Annotated in this window: 11 protein-coding genes; all 11 read right to left on the reverse strand. The window is 70.8% G+C overall.

Annotation, left to right across the window (positions count from 1 at the left end; translation table 11 throughout):
* Positions 1–128 precede the first annotated feature (128 nt).
* Positions 129–1,355 (reverse strand): glycosyltransferase family 2 protein, encoded by a 1,227-nt coding sequence (locus ACFVX4_RS02970; protein WP_389971307.1) that lies wholly within the window; start codon positions 1,353–1,355, stop codon positions 129–131.
* A gap of 142 nt (positions 1,356–1,497) precedes the next feature.
* On the reverse strand, positions 1,498–3,543 hold the full coding sequence (locus ACFVX4_RS02975; RefSeq protein WP_389971309.1) for a hypothetical protein: 2,046 nt from the start codon (positions 3,541–3,543) through the stop codon (positions 1,498–1,500).
* Positions 3,544–3,675: 132 nt separating this feature from the next.
* On the reverse strand, positions 3,676–5,175 hold the full coding sequence (locus ACFVX4_RS02980) for a D-ribitol-5-phosphate cytidylyltransferase (RefSeq protein ID WP_389971310.1): 1,500 nt from the start codon (positions 5,173–5,175) through the stop codon (positions 3,676–3,678).
* A gap of 276 nt (positions 5,176–5,451) precedes the next feature.
* On the reverse strand, positions 5,452–6,888 hold the full coding sequence (gene obgE / locus ACFVX4_RS02985) for a GTPase ObgE (RefSeq protein WP_389971312.1): 1,437 nt from the start codon (positions 6,886–6,888) through the stop codon (positions 5,452–5,454).
* Between the two features lie 178 nt (positions 6,889–7,066).
* Complete coding sequence (gene rpmA, locus ACFVX4_RS02990) at positions 7,067–7,324, reverse strand: 50S ribosomal protein L27 (RefSeq protein WP_018103204.1); 258 nt, start codon at positions 7,322–7,324, stop codon at positions 7,067–7,069.
* Between the two features lie 14 nt (positions 7,325–7,338).
* Positions 7,339–7,659: a 50S ribosomal protein L21 gene (gene rplU / locus ACFVX4_RS02995; protein WP_030921216.1), complete on the reverse strand. Its 321-nt coding sequence runs from the start codon at positions 7,657–7,659 to the stop codon at positions 7,339–7,341.
* 361 nt (positions 7,660–8,020) lie between these two features.
* Positions 8,021–11,899, reverse strand: a complete 3,879-nt coding sequence (locus ACFVX4_RS03000) for a ribonuclease E/G (RefSeq protein WP_389971314.1) — start codon at positions 11,897–11,899, stop codon at positions 8,021–8,023.
* Between the two features lie 231 nt (positions 11,900–12,130).
* Positions 12,131–12,913: a TIGR03936 family radical SAM-associated protein gene (locus ACFVX4_RS03005; RefSeq protein WP_389971316.1), complete on the reverse strand. Its 783-nt coding sequence runs from the start codon at positions 12,911–12,913 to the stop codon at positions 12,131–12,133.
* A gap of 122 nt (positions 12,914–13,035) precedes the next feature.
* Positions 13,036–14,226 (reverse strand): hypothetical protein, encoded by a 1,191-nt coding sequence (locus tag ACFVX4_RS03010; protein WP_389972087.1) that lies wholly within the window; start codon positions 14,224–14,226, stop codon positions 13,036–13,038.
* 88 nt (positions 14,227–14,314) lie between these two features.
* Complete coding sequence (locus ACFVX4_RS03015) at positions 14,315–16,240, reverse strand: TIGR03960 family B12-binding radical SAM protein (RefSeq protein WP_389971318.1); 1,926 nt, start codon at positions 16,238–16,240, stop codon at positions 14,315–14,317.
* Between the two features lie 50 nt (positions 16,241–16,290).
* Positions 16,291–17,811 carry a CHAD domain-containing protein gene (locus ACFVX4_RS03020; RefSeq protein ID WP_389971320.1) on the reverse strand — a complete coding sequence of 507 codons (1,521 nt, stop codon included), beginning with the start codon at positions 17,809–17,811 and terminating at the stop codon, positions 16,291–16,293.
* Positions 17,812–17,813: the final 2 nt, after the last annotated feature.

Genomic DNA, 17,813 nt, shown 5'->3' on the forward strand with positions numbered 1-17,813 from the left:
CCCCATGGTGATCTGTCGGTCCTGTCGCGGGCGCGACGTCCGAACGATTTTACTGAGCTTCTCTTCGTGATCTTCGGTGAATCCGTCGTGCGGGCGCACTCGGCGGCCGCCCGACGGTCGAGCGGCCGTCACTCCACGCTCAGCCGCTCCTTCCATCGCCTCAAGTCGCGGCGCATCCTGCGGGCCACCCGCCGGGACAGCGAGGCCCGGCGGGCGGCGGCCTTCGGCTGTTCGATGCGCTTGCCATCGTGCCAGTCCGGCACGGTGACCTCGTAGTTCGAGTCGGCCAGACCGGCCGACCCGTCGCGGAAGTGCGGGTACGCGAGGTAGAGCGTGTCACCGTTGCGCGAGCGGACCACGTCCGGGACCGTCTTCGCCCGGATGTACCGCACCATCTCGATGAGCAGATCCATCCTGCCCCGTGCCACACAGGCGAGACGCAGCCGCTCCGGCACCTTGATCAGCCGGGCCACGCCGTCGTGCCAGTACATGTCCATCAGCGGAGCCGCGAGTTCTATCTTGCGCCGCCGGACTTCCTCGGAATCCTTCAGCACGACGGGGCCGAACTGCTGGAGCATCCCGACTGTGAAGGGCCGGACCATCAGGAAATCCCGTTTCGGACCCGCGGGCTCGATCCGGTGAATGAGCGCCATCATGGCTCGCATCGAGTCGAAGCGCCATTCATAGGTGCCGCTCTTAGTGACGTGCTTCCCGTCGTCACGCCCCACCAGGTAATAGCAGACGTAATTGGAGATCACCGAGACCCCGGCACCGCGCAGATATGCCTCCATCGTGAAGAGGGCGTCCTCACCGGTTCTGAGATTCTCGTCGAACCTCAGGGAGAGACGCTCCAGGAGTTCACGCCGGAAGAGCTTCTGTGCGCTCAGGGTGTAAATGACCTTGGAGTTGTAGACGTCGACACGTTCCTTGGTGGCCCGCCACATCGACTGCGGCGCCCCCCTGTTCACGCCGACCACCTTGCCGAGCACGACATCGGTGCCCGCCCGGTCGGCCATGGCCACCATCCGCTCCAGGGCCTCGTCACCGAAGTAGTCGTCCGCGTCCAGGAAGAACACATAGCGGCCGCGGGCCAGACCGATCCCCACATTACGCGGACCGCTGGGACCGCCGGAGTTCTTCTGTCTGACCACTCTGGTCGGAACCTTCGACCTCGCAGCGAATTCCTCCAGATACTCACCGGTGCCGTCGGTGGAACCGTCGTCGACTGCGACGATTTCGATCCGATCTGCACCGATGGTCTGCGCCTCCACCGATTCGAGACAGCGTATGAGGTAGGGCATCGCCTCATATGCACCGACAACCACGGTCACGTCAGGAATTTGCGTCTCGTTCACACAAACAGAAGACAGTCGGCCCGGTCCGTTGGTTGTCCAACGCCACACGACCAAATGGTGACACTCATCACAAAGGCCCGGCACAACCCTTTGGAGGGGTATGCCGGGCCTTGCCTGATCATGTAATGCCGATGGTCGACTTTCAGCCGCCCACGGGCTCGCCCAAGCTCGTCGCCACTCCGGCGTTCCGCGCGTCGGACTTGGCCGCGAGCTCCTTCACGGCCATGTCGAACTGCACGATCGAGGTGGGCTCGTCCGGGCCGAGGAGGTACTGCTTGAGCTCGCTCCTGGCATCCGCCAGGGTGTCCGCGGCCGGATCCGTCACCGCGGCGAGCAGGGCGTCCAGCTCGGCCGCCGAGTTGGACAGGATCACCGCGGCACGCACCGCGGTGTTCTGCCGGCGGAACTCTTCCTCGCCCAGTTCGGCCGAGTCCGTGACCGCGTACGGCTTGCCGCTCGCGATGAAGTCGGACACCACGCTGGAGATGTCCGAGACCATGGCGTCCGACTCGTTGAAGCAGTCGTACAGCCGCATCTGGGCGCCGGTGATGACCCGGTGCTCCCACCAGCCCTGCGCACGCCAGGACGCGGCGTTCCACTCGTCCTTGAGCTTCGCCGTCTCGGCCTCGCGCGCCGGGTCGGCCAGCGAATCCCGGGACAGCTCAGCCTCGTCCCGCGCGGTGCGCCCGCCGCCGGCCAGCTCGGCCAGCCGTGCCTCGATACGGGCCAGCTCGGCCCGCGCCTCGGCCTGCTCGCCCTGCAGCGCGGCCGACTGCTCCGCCCAGCGGGGGTCGGTGGCGCGCTGGGCGGCGGCCTGCTCGATCATCGCAGTGATGCGCAGGTGCACCGCCTTGGCCTTGGCGCTGCGGGTGCCGGTGAAGGGGTGCGGCTTGTACAGGAGCCGGACCGGCTGCTCGGCCTCCAGCAGCCGCCTGACGATGTTCTCGCCGGCCAGCAGCAGGGAGGTGTTGCCCGGGTTGTCGTCCCAGCCCTCCCAGGTGGGGGCGTACAGCACGGTCGGGATCGGGTTCTTCCCCGTGCCGGACCACGACTGGATGGCGGCCAGCTGCGGGCGGCCCACCTCCACGATGTCCTCGTCGCGCACGCCGACGTCGGCCAGCGCGTAACGGTCGCGGCCGGCCCGGCCCGCGGTCCACACCTCGTCGTAGACCTTGCTGTACGGGTTGACGCTGGCGATCTTGTCGCTGTCGCCGTGGCCGATGAAGACATGCTGCATCGTCGGCACCCGGAGCAGGTGGATGTTCTTGCCGACGTTGGCCGCGTAGAGCGCGACGCGTACCGACGAGAGGTCCAGGTTCATCAGGTGCACGCCGCCGGGCACGCAGAGCACCGGCACCGAGGTCGTGGCGAGCTGCGGCACTATGTTGCGCTCACGCAGCAGGATCATCGGCCGCCCGCCGAGCTGGGCCATCGTCTCCAGCCACATGTTGACCTGGTAGGCGGAGTCCTTGGAGCCGGAGAAGTACAGCATCACCGTCGGCCGGTACTCGGCGAGCCAGTCGCCCACCGCGTTGAGGACCTTGGTCTCCGGCGGTACGAGCCGGCTCGGCCGGACGTACGGCAACAGCGCCGCCAGGTAGCAGACCGCGAGCACGAGCGTGAGGCCGAGGCCGGCGTACGCGATGGCCTCCCTGCCGGTCTCGATCGCGACCAGCACGCCCACCATCGAGAGGACGTCCAGGTGCAGCATCTTCTCCGCGGGCCGGCTCATCAGGCGCTGCGGCGGGGCATCGGCGATCCGCACCGACGCCAGGTCGATGTTGCGGGTGACCACCGGAAGCTTGCGACGCAGCCGGATCAGGGTGACCATCGCGCTCTGCGGCGCCTGGAGTCCGTAGAACGCCAGCAGACAGGCGACCGTGACGTAGAAGAGCGTCTCCTCGCCGTATCCCATGCGGGACAGCAGCAGGATGAGCAGCAGTTGCCGGACCAGGAAGCGGATCGAAAGCCCCGCCCGGACGGCGGCGAGCCGGTTGATCAGATAGCTGCCGCAGTGGTGCAGATACCGGTCCGCGAGATAGGTGGCCGCGGTGGCCGCGGCGAAGAACCAGAGATTGGGGATTATTGCCGCGAGCATTATGCACGGGAACCCCAGAGCCACCAGGAGCGCGGCGGCCAGCTCCGAACCGCTGCCCACCCGAGCCAAGCGCATGGCTTTCGAAATCACGAAGTACCGCTCCCGAGGGTGCCGACTTTTTACCTTACGAGGGGAATGTGAAGACAGAGCTTCACGAATTCGGACCCCTGCAGTTCGCACATGGCGACTGCAGGGGTCCGAATAGTCGATTGTCAAGCAGTATTACACATCGGCCTGTCGGTCCAGGACAGCGGCGAGCGCCTGCTCGAAGCCGGACGCCTCGGAGGCGCCACGCGTCGGGTCCTGCTGGCGTACGTCGATGACATGGCCGGTCATCTCGGAGAGCAGGACGTCGAGCGAGGTCCTGGCGACCGCCTCGGAGGAGAGCAGCGTGCCCGCGGGCTCGTCGCCGAACGCCTTGGTGCGCATCGGGGTGGCGGTGCGCTCGGGGTTCACGCAGTTCACCCGCACGCCGTCGGCCGCCCACTCGTCCGAGAGCGCCTGGGTGAGGTTCACCATGGCGGCCTTGGTCGACGAGTAGAGGCTGTACTCCGCGCGGCCCCGGGTGTAGCTGCTGGAGGTGTAGAGCAGCAGCTGGCCCTTGGTCTCGGCGAGGTACTTGTACGAGGCGCGGGCGATCTGCACGGGTGCCAGGTAGTTGACGTTGAGCGCCTCCTGGATGGTCGCGCTGTCCGTCTCGGCCAGCTTGCCGATGCGGAGCACTCCCGCGGTGTTGATCACGTAGTCGACGCGGCCGGTGTCGGCGTACGCCTTGGAGAGCGCCTCGTCGACGTGCTCCGGGTTCTCCACGTGCGTACCGGTGGTGGAGCGGCCCAGGGCGTAGACGGTGGCGCCGTAGGACTCGGCGAGCGTCGCGATGTCCGCGCCGATGCCGTACGAGCCACCGAAGACGACGAGGGTCTTGCCGGTGAGCAGTTCGCGGTAGGCGGCGTCGTCGGTCGGCTGCGGGACGGCCGTGGAGGCCAGCTGGAAGAGCTTGTCCGCGATGAAGACGTCGACCGGCTGGGTGACCTTCATGTTGTACTCGTCGCCCGCCACGACGTAGATCGGTACGTCGGGGAGGTACTTCAGCACGACCGAGCAGTCGTCGGTCGCCTGGAAGTTCGGGTCGCTCGCGGCGACCTCGTACGCCCGGCGGATCGTGGAGAGCTTGAAGGCCTGCGGCGTCTGACCGCGGCGCAGCCGGGAGCGGTCGGGCACATCGGTGATGAACTCGCCGTCGCCGCCGTGGGTGCGGGTCACGATGATCGTGTCCGCGGACGGGATGGCGACGTCGACCGCCTGGTAGCGGTCCAGCGCGTCGACGCAGTCCTTGATGACGCGCTGCGAGAGCAGCGGGCGCACGGCGTCGTGGAAGAGGACGTTGCGGTCCTCGCCCTCGGCCAGGCCCTCGCCGAGGGCCGCGATGGCACGCTCGGTGGTCTCGTTGCGCGTGGAACCGCCCTCGATCACCTTGGTGACCTTGGTGAGCCCGGCCTTGGCGACGATCTTCTCCACGTCGGGCACGTAGCCCGGAGCCATCAGCACGATGACGTCGTCGATGGAGTCGGCCTGCTGGAAGATCGACAGCGTGTGCTCGATGACAGCCTTGCCTGCGATCTTCAGCAGCTGCTTGGGAATGGACAGACCCACGCGCTGGCCGGTACCGCCGGCGAGCACGACTGCTGTGGTTCGGGCTTTGGCTATGTGCTGAGCAGACACAGACGACCTACCTTGCGAGGGCTGGGAGATAGAGCGATGGTTGCACTCTCCGTTACCGTCTCGCAAGGTGGACGTCGGCCACCGCATGCCGTATCGAAACCTTTTGTTGCCTTGCGATCAGGGCGAATACCGGAATTGCCGCTTCCCTGCCAGGTGACCGACGCCACACGAGTGAGCGGCATGAATCACCCTTGAGCGGGTTCGGTTCCCCCGGACGAATGACGCGGAGAGCGTGCACGGCCGCCGGAAGAGGCTCCTCCGGCGGCCGTTGCCCGTCTAGAACGGGTTGAAATCGTCGAACTCGCGCTGCGCCTCGTCGCGTTCCGAATCGCGGTCGCGGCGGCGCTGCGCCGCCGGACGCGGTGCTTCGAGCCGGTGGTCCTCGCCACGACGGCCGAGCATCTCCGCGCCCGCCGCCAGGGTCGGCTCCCAGTCGAAGACGACCGCGTTGTCCTCGGCGCCGATGGCGACGCCGTCACCCGCACGGGCGCCGGCCTTCACCAGTGCGTCCTCGACACCGAGACGGTTGAGCCGGTCGGCCAGGTAACCGACGGCCTCGTCGTTGTTGAAGTCGGTCTGGCGCACCCAGCGCTCCGGCTTCTCGCCGCGCACCCGGTAGATGCCGTCCTCCTCCAGCGTGACGGTGAAGCCCGCGTCGTCGACGGCCTTCGGGCGGATGACGATCCGGGTCGCCACCTCCACCGGCTTGGCCGCACGCGCCTCGGCGATGATGCCCGCGAGCGCGAAGGAGAGCTCCTTCAGACCGGTACGGGCAACGGCGGACACCTCGAAGACGCGGTAGCCGCGCTTCTCCAGGTCCGGACGGATCATGTCGGCGAGGTCCTGGCCGTCCGGGATGTCGACCTTGTTGAGAACGACGATGCGGGGCCGGTCCTCCAGGCCCCCGTACTGCTTCAGCTCCTCCTCGATCACGTCGAGGTCGGAGACCGGGTCGCGGTCGGACTCCAGCGTCGCGGTGTCCAGCACGTGCACCAGTACCGAGCAGCGCTCCACGTGCCGCAGGAACTCCAGGCCGAGGCCGCGGCCCTGGCTGGCGCCCGGGATCAGACCCGGGACATCGGCGACGGTGTAGACGGTGCTGCCCGCGGTGACCACGCCGAGGTTCGGGACGAGGGTCGTGAAGGGGTAGTCGGCGATCTTCGGCTTGGCCGCCGACAGAACGGAGATCAGCGAGGACTTGCCGGCGCTCGGGTAGCCGACCAGCGCGACGTCGGCGACGGTCTTGAGCTCCAGGACGATGTCCCGGGCCTCGCCGGGCTCGCCGAGCAGCGCGAAGCCGGGGGCCTTGCGCCGGGCGGAGGCCAGCGCGGCGTTGCCGAGGCCGCCTCGGCCGCCCTGTCCGGCGACGAACGTGGTGCCCTGGCCGATCAGGTCGGCGAGCACATTGCCGTTCCCGTCGAGGACGACCGTGCCGTCGGGCACCGGCAGGACCAGGTCCTGGCCGTCCTTGCCGGAACGGTTGTCGCCCGCGCCGGGCTGGCCGTTGGTGGCCTTCCGGTGGGGGTGGTGGTGGTAGTCGAGGAGCGTGGTGATCGCCTGGTCGACGACCAGGGTCACATCGCCGCCGCGGCCGCCGTTGCCGCCGTCCGGACCGCCGAGCGGCTTGAACTTCTCACGGTGTACGGAGGCACAGCCGTGGCCCCCGTTACCCGCGGCGACATGCAGCTCGACGCGGTCCACGAAGGTGGTCATGGTTGAAACCTCCAGTTACATACATGCAGAAATATCTCACTCGTACTGTCCCGCCGGCTCTTGCCGTACCGCTGGGAGACAGCCGTCTCTCATGGGAGAAACACGCGAAAGGCGGACCCGCTTCCCGTACGGGAAGTGAGGTCCGCCTCCGCAGAAACCGCTCGACGAGCGCCGAAAATCAGCCGGCGATCGGAACGATGTTCACGACCTTGCGGCCACGGTGCGTGCCGAACTCGACCGCACCGGCGGCGAGAGCGAACAGCGTGTCGTCGCCGCCACGGCCGACGCCCGTGCCCGGGTGGAAGTGGGTGCCGCGCTGGCGGACCAGGATCTCACCGGCGTTGACGGCCTGACCGCCGAAGCGCTTCACGCCGAGCCGCTGAGCATTGGAATCGCGCCCGTTCCGGGTGGACGATGCGCCCTTCTTGTGTGCCATGTCTCCTCAGTCCCTTACTTCGCAGCCGCGGGGATACCGGTGACCTTGATCGCCGTGTACTGCTGACGGTGACCCTGGCGACGGCGGTAGCCGGTCTTGTTCTTGTAGCGAAGGATGTCGATCTTCGCGCCCTTGTGGTGGTCCACGACCTCGGCCTGGACCTTGATCCCGGCCAGCACCCACGGGTCGCTGGTCACGGCGTCGCCGTCGACCACGAGCAGGGTCGAGAGCTCGACCGTGTCGCCAACCTGGGCAGTGGAAATCTTGTCAACCTCAACGATGTCACCGACAGCAACCTTGTGCTGGCGGCCACCGCTGCGCACGATGGCGTACACGCGGATCTCACTCTCGCTCGGAACGAAGCCCCTGATGCCAGCCGCTCACACGGGCCGGGGCCCGAAGTGATCCGAATGGACGAGCGGCCTCTCACCTGTGAAGGGAGGGGGTTGCTCAGGGACAGGCGCATGGAAACACGCCGAAGGGCAAGGTTACGGGCCGCCGTCCGGAGGGTCAAACCGGGCCCTGTGTCCTTCCCCGTCGCTCCCCCATTCATTCCTGCCGACGTGGCCGACGGTTCCGCGGCGGGCCGGAACGGCCGGTGGGCCACACCCCTGTCGGAGTGTGGCCCACCGGGCCTTCGTGCTGCGCCGTACGGCCGCGGAGGAGGCCTCCGTGACCGGGGGGCCGCCCTGTCGCCTACGCCTCGGCGTCGGCCGTGACGGCGGGCTTCGACGACTGCTCCGCGGCGACCGTCTTCTTCGTCGCCGCCTTCTTGGCCGTCGTCTTCTTCGCGGCGGTCTTCTTGGCAGCCGTCTTCTTGGTGGCCGCCTTCTTCGCGGTGGCCTTCTTGGCGGTCTTGCGGGCCGCCTTCTTGACCGGGGCCTCCGCCTCGGCGGACTCGGCCGCCTCGGCGTCGGGCTTCGGCTCGGCCGAGCCGGTCACCACGACGACCTCCGCCCCGTCCGCACCGGCGGGCGAGCCCGCGGGGGCGGTGACCTTGCGGGTCACCCGGCGGCGCGCACGCGGCGGGGCGGCCTCGGGGGCCGGCTCCTCGGGTGCGGCCTCGGGCTGCGCGGCCTCTGCGACGGGCTCCGGCTGCTCGGCCGGCTCGGCGGCCTGCACCGGGGCGACCGGCTCGGCCGGGGCCGGCGAGCCCGCCGGGGCGGTCGCCTTCCGGGTCGCCCGACGGCGCGTACGGCCCTGGGGCGCCTCGGCCGCGGGGGCCTCCTCGACCACCGGGGCCGGTGCCTCGGCGGCCGGCTCCGGCTCCACGACCGGCTCGGGCTCCGCGACCACGACCGGCTCCGGCTCGACGGCCGGGGCGGCAGCGGCCTTCGGGGCGCCGGCCGGGGCCGTCGCCTTACGGGTCGCGCGGCGTCGGCCGCGACCGCGCGTGGCGGCCGCCTCGGCCTCGGCCGGGCTGCTGTACAGCTCCTCGTCCGGGACGAACTCCGGCTCGGGCAGCGCCACGGGGGCGGCCACCTCGGCAGCCAGCTCGGCCTCGGTCTCGACCTCTGCCACGGCCTCGGTCTCGGCCACGTGCTCGTGGTCCGCGCCGCCCCGGCCGCGCTTCTTGGAACGCTTGCCGCCGCCACCGACCGAGGTCGGCTGCTCCATGTGCACGATCACGCCGCGCCCGTTGCAGTGGACACACGTCTCGGAGAAGGACTCCAGCAGACCCTGGCCCACCCGCTTGCGGGTCATCTGGACCAGGCCCAGCGACGTGACCTCGGCGACCTGGTGCTTCGTACGGTCGCGTCCCAGGCACTCCAGCAGGCGCCGCAGCACCAGGTCCCGGTTGGACTCCAGCACCATGTCGATGAAGTCGACGACGACGATGCCACCGAGGTCGCGCAGCCGCAGCTGACGCACGATCTCCTCGGCCGCCTCCAGGTTGTTCTTGGTGACGGTCTCCTCGAGGTTGCCGCCCTGACCGGTGAACTTGCCGGTGTTGACGTCGACGACGACCATCGCCTCGGTCTTGTCGATCACCAGCGAGCCGCCGCTCGGCAGATAGACCTTCCGGTCCAGCGCCTTCATCAGCTGCTCGTCGATCCGGTACGTCGCGAAGATGTCGACCTCGGAGGTCCACCGCGACAGGCGGTCCGCCAGATCGGGCGCCACCTGCGAGACGTAGCCGTGGATGGTCTCCCACGCCTCGTCGCCGCTGACGATGACCTTGGAGAAGTCCTCGTTGAAGATGTCGCGGACGACCCGGACGGTCATGTCCGGCTCGCCGTAGAGCAGGGTCGGCGCGTTGGAGCTGCCGATGCTCTTCGACTTCTTCTGGATGTCCTCCCACTGCTGCTGCAGCCGCTCGACGTCGCGGCGCAGCTCGTCCTCGCTCGCGCCCTCCGCGGCGGTACGGACGATGACGCCCGCGTCCTCGGGGACGATCTTCTTGAGGATGGTCTTCAGCCGGGCCCGCTCGGTGTCGGGCAGCTTGCGGCTGATGCCGGTCATCGAGCCCTCGGGCACGTAGACCAGGTAGCGGCCGGGCAGCGAGACCTGGCTGGTCAGGCGGGCGCCCTTGTGGCCGATCGGGTCCTTGGTCACCTGGACGAGGACGGACTGGCCGGACTTGAGCGCGGTCTCGATACGGCGCGGCCCGTGGGCCATGCCGAGCGCCTCGAAGTTCACCTCACCGGCGTAGAGCACGGCGTTGCGGCCCTTGCCGATGTCGACGAAGGCGGCCTCCATGGACGGCAGTACGTTCTGCACCTTGCCCAGGTAGACGTTGCCGACGTAGCTGGTGGCCTGCTCCTTGTTGACGTAGTGCTCGACGAGCACGTTGTCCTCGAGAACGCCGATCTGGGTGCGCTCGCCGTTCTGGCGGACGACCATGACCCGCTCCACGGCCTCGCGGCGGGCCAGGAACTCGGCCTCGGTGATGATCGGGACGCGACGGCGGCCCTGCTCACGGCCCTCGCGGCGGCGCTGCTTCTTGGCCTCCATACGGGTCGAGCCCTTGATGGACTGGACCTCGTCGAAGCCGGTGCCGGGCTCGCGCTCGGCTTCCTTCCGGCGGGGCTCGCGGACCTTGACGACCGTACGCTCCGGGTCGTCCGTGCCGTTGTCGGCGTCGGCGGAGACATCCCCGCTGCGACGCCGACGGCGGCGCCGACGACGGCTGCTGCTCGATCCGGAGGCGGACGCCTCGTGCTCCTCGTCCTCCTCCTCGGACTCCTGAGCGCGCTCCTGCTCGTCCTCGGTGTGGTCGGCGGCCTCGTCGCCGTGCTCCGCGGCCTCGTCACCCTCGTTGGCCTCGCCACGACGGCGGCGACGGCCTCCGCGACGGCGACGGCGCGAGGGCCGGTCCCCGTACTCGTCCGTCTCGTCGCCCTCGTGCTCGGCGTCGCCCTCGTGCTCCGGCTCGTGCTCCTCCTCGGCCTGCTCCTCCACCGCGGGAGCGGCGGGGGCGGCGGGGGCGGCGGCCTGCTCGGGCTCGGCGGCCTCACCGCGACGCCGACGACGGCGGCGCGAACCGCCCTGCGGCGCGGCTTCGGCGGCCGGGGCCTCGACGACGGCCGTCGGCTCCTCGACCGTCTCGGCCTCTTCCTCGGCCTCGACCTCGACCTCGTCGTAACGCGACGCCGCGGCAGCCGCGGCCGCGGTCTCCGGGGTCTGGAACATCGGCTCGGCGAAGACCGGCGCCTGGAACACGGCCACGGCGGGACGCGCGGCGCGGCGGCTCTTGCGTACGGGCTCCTCGGCCTTGCCGGTGAACTCCGGCCGGCCTGCGGCGGCGGTGGCCCGGCGGCGCTGACGGCCGCGCGGTGCGGCGTCCTCGACCTCGGCGGGCTCGGCGGCGGGCTCCTCGACGGCGGCCTCTGACAGGCTCTCGCCGGCGTCCTCGGTGCCTTCGGCGGCCTTCGGCGCACCGGCGGCAGCGGTCGCCTTGCGGACCGCACGGCGACGGCCGCGCGGGGCCTCGACGACCTCGGCGGGCTCGGTGACCTCCTCCTCCGCGGCCACGACGGTTTCGGCGGTCGCGGCAGGCGCTTCGGCGGCCTGCGGCGCACCGGCCGGCGCGGATGCCCGGCGCCGGGTGCGACCGCGCGGCGCGGCGGGTTCGGGCTCGGCGGCCTCGGCGGCCGACTCGGGCTCGGCCACGGCCGGTGCCTCCTCGACGATCTCCACGGCTTCGGCGGCCTGCGGCGCACCCGCCGGAGCGGTCGCCTTGCGGACCGCACGACGACGCGGACGCGCGGGCGCCGCCTCCGCCGGGACCTCGGCCACGGGCTCGGCCTCCACGACAGGTTCAGCGGCCTCGGTCACCTCGGCGGCCTGCGGCGCACCCGCCGGAGCGGTTGCCTTGCGGACCGCACGACGACGCGGACGCGCGGGCGGCGCGGCCTCTGCCGACGCGGCGTCGGCGTTGCTGTCGGACACTGCGGCGTCAACGGCCGGTATGGCCGGCGCGGCCGCTTCCGCGGCTGCGCCCTGTGCCTCCGCGACCGGCGGACCGGCCGGGCGGGACGCAGCGCGGCGCCTGCGGCGCGGCGGCAGCTTGTCGCCGGGTGCGTTGTTCTCTTCGGCGTTCCCGGTCGTGCCGGGTTCGTTGGACTGGGGCATGCGGGCGGTTCTCCCGTCAGGCTCCCGGGCGCCGCGCCTGGTTCCGGTCCGGCACGGTCCGCGTGATGTACGCGGCTCCGCCGTCCGGGGCGCGGGCGCCGCACGGGAGCTCAATGTCTGGCTCGCCGGTTCCGTACGCGAGGTGCGTACGGCCTGGCGAAAGTCTTATGGGTCATCGCGCGGCCCGAACCGGATGGTTCCCGAGTCGAAGGCTGCGCTGCAACGACCGCCTTACGCGGAACCTGCACCTTCCGGCGCCGTCGCGACGGCGGTCCCGGCGGCCGTGGATGGAGCGGCCGGGGCTGCCTCGCGGTCGGGCGCGAGCGGGTCGGTCACCGTGCCGGACTCCTCGTCGAAGAGCCCCTGCGCCAGCCTGGTCACCGCTGCGGGGACCGGCGGCGCCAGGTCGGCCACAACGCGGAGACCGGACAGGACGTCGTCAGGTCGCACGGCAGGTGTCACGTGCCGAACAACCAGCCGCAGTATCGCACAGGGCCTGTCCTCGGGCCTATCAGCCTGTGGATCAAGGGCCCGCAGGTCGACCACGGCGGCGCGGGCGTCGAAGGTGCGCATGCCGTTCTTCGCGCGGCGCTGGACCTCGACGGTCTCCGCCTTGTTGAAGACGGCCACGGCCTCGGCCGCGTCCGCCACGGCGACACCGTCGAGACGCAGCTCCCAGACGGAGGCGGTCAGCCGGTCGGCGAGACCCGAGGTACGGGCCTCCACGGCATCGGTGATGTCGAGGCCGTCCGGCAGCGAGTCGTTGAGCAGATCCCGCAGGACGGCCGGATCGCGGGCCTCGGTGAGGGCCATCTCCAGGAATTCGGCCTCGCTGCCCGTGCCGGTCGGGGCGGCGTTGGCGTACGACACCTTCGGGTGCGGGGTGAAGCCGGCCGAGTACGCCATGGGCACCTCGGAGCGGCGCAGTGCCCGCTCGAAGGCACGCTGGAAGTCACGGTGACTGGTGAACCGGAGGCGGCCGCGCTTGGTGTAGCGCAGTCGGATGCGCTGCACTGCCGGTGCGGGCGGCGGGCCTTCGGGCTGTCGCTTGCCCAGTGGTTCTTCTCCTCGGTGCGGGGCGGACGCGGTGGCGCACCGCCCTCGAAATGCGGGTGGCCCGGGGTGTCCGGTCCGGCTCACCCCCGCTCGGCGTTCTTCTCTCCGAGCGAGGAGATCTCTGGTTCGGGCGCCACGCTGGGCACAGTCGTTGTACTACCCAGAGTACGCGTAACAGGCCTCCCCAGTTCCCGGGGCTCGGCCACCCCAGGCCCGCCGACCAGGGCCCGCCATGCGTCGCGGCGTGCCTGGCGTACGGTCTCGCGCGCCGAGCGCAGCGCCGACCGGGCCGCGCGTCCGGCCTCGGCGGCGGCGCGCCTGGCCGGGGCCCAGACCTGGTCGCGCACGAAATGCCCCACCGGTGTGCAGACCGTGCGGTAGACCCAGGTCACCGGCGCCCCGACCAGATGCCATGCCAGCCAGGCGATGGCCCGGCCGACGGCCCGCGAGATGTACCCCGCGACGCGCCAGGCGACGCCGAAGGCGGCGGCGATCTCCCGGCCGACCGGCGCCAGGACCCGCCGGTACAGCCAGCGGAGCGGTGCGACCAGCAGGGTCGTGACCAGCCACCCCACCGCCGTCCACAGACCGGTCACGACGGCCCCGAACCCGCGCGCCAGCAGGTCGAGCAGCCAGGTGATGCCATGGCCGAGCGGGGTGAGCGCTTCCCGGTACACCCAGCCCAGCGGCCGTACGACCAGGTGCTCGGCCAGCCAGGCGGCAGCGAGCGCGAGGGGCACCAGGACGTACCGCCACAGGCCGCTCACCGGCCAGACGAGGAGAGCGGTGAGAACCCAGCCGACGGCCGTACGGATCCCGCGCCCGGCAGGTGCGAGCAACGCCCGGTACAGCCACCGCAGCCCGTGCCCGAGCGGAGTGAGCACCGACTCGTACAGCCACACCACCGGCACCACCAGCCCGTACCGCACCCCCGGCACCAGCACATACCGCCAGAGCGCGACCCACGGCCACACGAACACCGCCGCGGCCAGCCACCGCAGCGCATGGCCGAGCGGGGTGAGCAGCGACTCGTACAGCCAGCCGGCGGGGATCACCACCAGCGTCGCGAACAGCCAGGACAGGGCCCGGCCCAGCGGGCGCAGCAGCGTCCGGTCGACGGCGCGCCCCGTCACCACCAGGGCGTCCCAGATCATCCGTACGGGCAGCACGACGACCAGCACGCTGATCCGTACCGGGATCCGGATCAGCGTGGTCAGACAGCCCTCGCCGGCTTCGTACCGCGCGGGGGCCTGGTGCTTGCCGTAGTCCATGCCGTACATGACGCGAGGGCCCGGTCCGGAGTTTCCCGGACCGGGCCTTCGTCACCTGGCCGTCACCTGGCGGGACGGTCGCGGGCGGCTACTTGACGACCGACAGCGGCAGCAGCTTCTTGCCGGTCGGGCCGATCTGGATGCTGGTGTCCATCTGCGGGCAGACGCCGCAGTCGAAGCACGGGGTCCAGCGGCAGTCCTCGACCTCGGTCTCGTCGAGCGAGTCCTGCCAGTCCTCCCAGAGCCAGTCCTTGTCGAGGCCGGAGTCCAGGTGGTCCCAGGGCAGGACCTCCTCGTAGGTCCGCTCGCGGGTGGTGTACCAGTCGACGTCCACGCCGTACTCGGGCAGCGTCTTCTCGGCGGCGGTCATCCAGCGGTCGTAGCTGAAGTGCTCGCGCCAGCCGTCGAAGCGGCCGCCGGATTCGTAGACCGCGCGGATGACGGAGCCGACGCGCCGGTCGCCGCGCGAGAGCAGGCCCTCGACGATGCCGGGCTTGCCGTCGTGGTAGCGGAAGCCGATGGAGCGGCCGTACTTCTTGTCGCCGCGGATCTTGTCGCGGAGCTTGGTCAGCCGGGCGTCGGTCTCCTCGGCACTCAGCTGCGGGGCCCACTGGAACGGGGTGTGCGGCTTGGGCACGAAGCCGCCGATGGAGACGGTGCAGCGGATGTCGTTCTGCCCGGAGACCTCGCGGCCCTTGGCGATCACGTTGACCGCCATGTCGCCGATCTGGAGGACGTCCTCGTCGGTCTCGGTGGGCAGGCCGCACATGAAGTACAGCTTCACCTGGCGCCAGCCGTTGCCGTACGCGGTGGCGACGGTACGGATGAGGTCCTCTTCCGAGACCATCTTGTTGATGACCTTGCGCATGCGCTCGGAGCCGCCCTCGGGGGCGAAGGTGAGACCGGAGCGGCGGCCGTTGCGGGTCAGCTCGTTGGCCAGGTCCACGTTGAACGCGTCGACGCGGGTGGACGGCAGCGAGAGGCCGATCTTGTCCTCGGTGTACCGGTCGGCGAGGCCCTTGGCGATCTCACCGATCTCGGTGTGGTCCGCGGAGGAGAGCGAGAGCAGGCCGACCTCCTCGAAGCCGGTCGCCTTGAGGCCCTTCTCGACCATCGCGCCGATGCCGGTGATGCTTCGCTCCCGCACGGGGCGCGTGATCATGCCGGCCTGGCAGAAACGGCAGCCGCGGGTGCAGCCGCGGAAGATCTCGACGGACATCCGCTCGTGGACGGTCTCGGCGAGCGGCACGAGGGGCTGCTTCGGGTACGGCCACTCGTCGAGGTCCATCACGGTGTGCTTGGACACCCGCCACGGCACGCCCGACTTGTTGGGCACGACGCGGCCGATGCGCCCGTCCGGGAGGTACTCGACGTCGTAGAAGCCCGGGACGTAGACGTTGCCGGTCCTGGCGAGGCGGAAGAGCACCTCCTCGCGGCCACCGGGGCGGCCCTCGGCCTTCCAGGCGCGGACGATCTCGGTGATCTCCAGGACGGCCTGCTCGCCGTCGCCGATGACCGCGCAGTCGATGAACCCGGCGATCGGCTCGGGGTTGAACGCGGCGTGGCCGCCGGCCAGCACGATCGGGTCGTCGACGGTGCGGTCCCGGGCCTCCAGCGGAATGCCCGCGAGATCCAGGGCGGTGAGCATGTTGGTGTAGCCGAGCTCGGTGGAGAAGCTCAGCCCGAAGACGTCGAACGCCTTGACCGGGCGGTGGCTGTCCACGGTGAACTGCGGGACCTTGTGCTCGCGCATCAGCTCTTCGAGGTCCGGCCACACGCTGTAGGTGCGCTCGGCGAGGACGCCCTGGCGCTCGTTGAGTACCTCGTAGAGGATCATGACGCCCTGGTTGGGGAGCCCGACCTCGTACGCGTCCGGGTACATCAGTGCCCAGCGGACGTCGCATTCGTCCCACGGCTTGACGGTGGAGTTCAGTTCACCGCCGACGTACTGGATGGGCTTCTGCACATGCGGGAGCAGAGCTTCGAGCTGTGGGAAGACCGAATCGACAGACATCGCGAACTTTCGAGAGCCGGCAAGGGTGACCATCAAGCGTACCCCGGCCCTCAGCCTCCCAGCGCCGCCCGGAGCTCCGCCCGCGACGCCCGCTCCCACACCTCCGGCAGCTCCCGTTCCCGGGCGGCGGCCGTCGCCTCCTCCCGTCCGTGGATCAGTCCCCAGGTGAAGGCCGACTCCCCCGCCGCGTGCGCCTGGACGGCCAGGGTGCGCAGGGCCTCGCGGGCCACCACGCTGTCCTGGTGGTCGCCGAGGAGGCTCTGTACGGCCTTCATCCGTTTGGCGAAGCGCTTGGCGGGCCTGCCGAGCGCGGGGCGGGCCGCCTCCGCCGCGTACCGGGCGCGTTTGGCGGCCTTGCGGGCCTCGTGCATGGCCAGGTCCCGGTCGTGGCCGGGCGGGAGCTCCAGGGCATGGCCGACGCGGGCCGCGAGGCGCCCGTACTCCTTCAGCACGGCGCGGGGCAGCGCCCGCCCCGGCGCACGGGACGCGGCGGGCAGCAGGGGCGGGGCGGCGAGCAGGGTGTCGAGGCTCTCCAGGAGTGCCAGATACCGCTTCCCGTCGAGCACGGCGACGGTGCGGCGGCGGGAGCCGTTCCGCCGGGCCACCGACCAGATCCGGAGCCGCCCGCGGACCGGGCCGAGGACCAGGGTGCGGGGCAGGCCGTCGAGGCGGGCGCGCAGCCGGGCGTCGAGCACCTCCTGGTCGCGGTCGATGCCCAGTTCGGCGGCCAGCCACTTCAGTTCGTCGCCGACCGGGTCGGTGACGCCGCGGTCGAGGATCTTCCGGTACGTCCGCAGTGCGCTGCGCAGCCTGCGGGTGGCGACCCGCATCTGGTGCACGGAGTCGGGGAGGTCGCGGCGTACGGCGGGGTCGAGGGCGACGATCGCCTCGCTCTGGTGCCGGATGTACGCGAGGACGTGGTCGCCCGCGGTGGGCCGCCGGGCCCTGCCGTCGGGGTCCTTCTTCCGCTTCGGCGCGGTCTCGGCGAGCGCCCTGGCCAGCTTGGACGGGGACGCGGACGGGCGGATCCCGGCCTTGCGCAGCCGGCGCTCCACGGCATTCAGGAAGTCGGGGTCGCCGTCGTCGGCGAGTTCGGCCTCGATCTCGGTCCAGGCGGCCGTGCCGTCGCCGCCCGTCAGCCGCTCGGCCCGCACCCGGTCGACGCTGACCTCGGCGAGCAGGGCGCCGTCGGAGTCGAGGAGGTGGTGGACGTCGCGGGCGGAGACCAGCCGGACGACGGGAACGAGTGCGCGGTCGCGGACCCGGGAGCGCAGCAGCCCCGCGAAGGAGCGCGGCAGGGTGTCGGAGAGCGGTTCCCGCAGCTCGTCCCGGATGCCGGAGGCCACCGGGAACTTGAGGTGCCAGCCGGCGTCGCTCCCGCCGGTGCGGCGGCGCAGGGTGAGGGAGTCCGCCGCGAGCCGGAGGTCCTCGGTGTCGTAGTAGATGGCGTCCAGTTCGCTGACGCCCCGGTGGGCGACGGCCGAGACCCCGGCCACCCGGCTCAGGTCCGGGAGCCGGGTTTCCGCGGTGGCTTCGTACTTCCGCTCGATCTCACGCTTCGAGTCCGCCATGA

The sequence above is a fragment of the Streptomyces sp. NPDC058240 genome (genome assembly GCF_042882135.1).
Lineage (GTDB): Bacteria > Actinomycetota > Actinomycetes > Streptomycetales > Streptomycetaceae > Streptomyces.

Coding starts and splice junctions, on each gene's coding strand:
- ACFVX4_RS03000 (WP_389971314.1), bottom strand. CDS start 11,899: ATGCCCCAGTCCAACGAACCCGGCACGACCGGGAACGCCGAAGAGAAC.
- ACFVX4_RS03010 (WP_389972087.1), bottom strand. CDS start 14,226: ATGGACTACGGCAAGCACCAGGCCCCCGCGCGGTACGAAGCCGGCGAG.
- ACFVX4_RS03020 (WP_389971320.1), bottom strand. CDS start 17,811: ATGGCGGACTCGAAGCGTGAGATCGAGCGGAAGTACGAAGCCACCGCG.
- obgE (WP_389971312.1), bottom strand. CDS start 6,888: ATGACCACCTTCGTGGACCGCGTCGAGCTGCATGTCGCCGCGGGTAAC.
- ACFVX4_RS03015 (WP_389971318.1), bottom strand. CDS start 16,240: ATGTCTGTCGATTCGGTCTTCCCACAGCTCGAAGCTCTGCTCCCGCAT.
- rpmA (WP_018103204.1), bottom strand. CDS start 7,324: ATGGCACACAAGAAGGGCGCATCGTCCACCCGGAACGGGCGCGATTCC.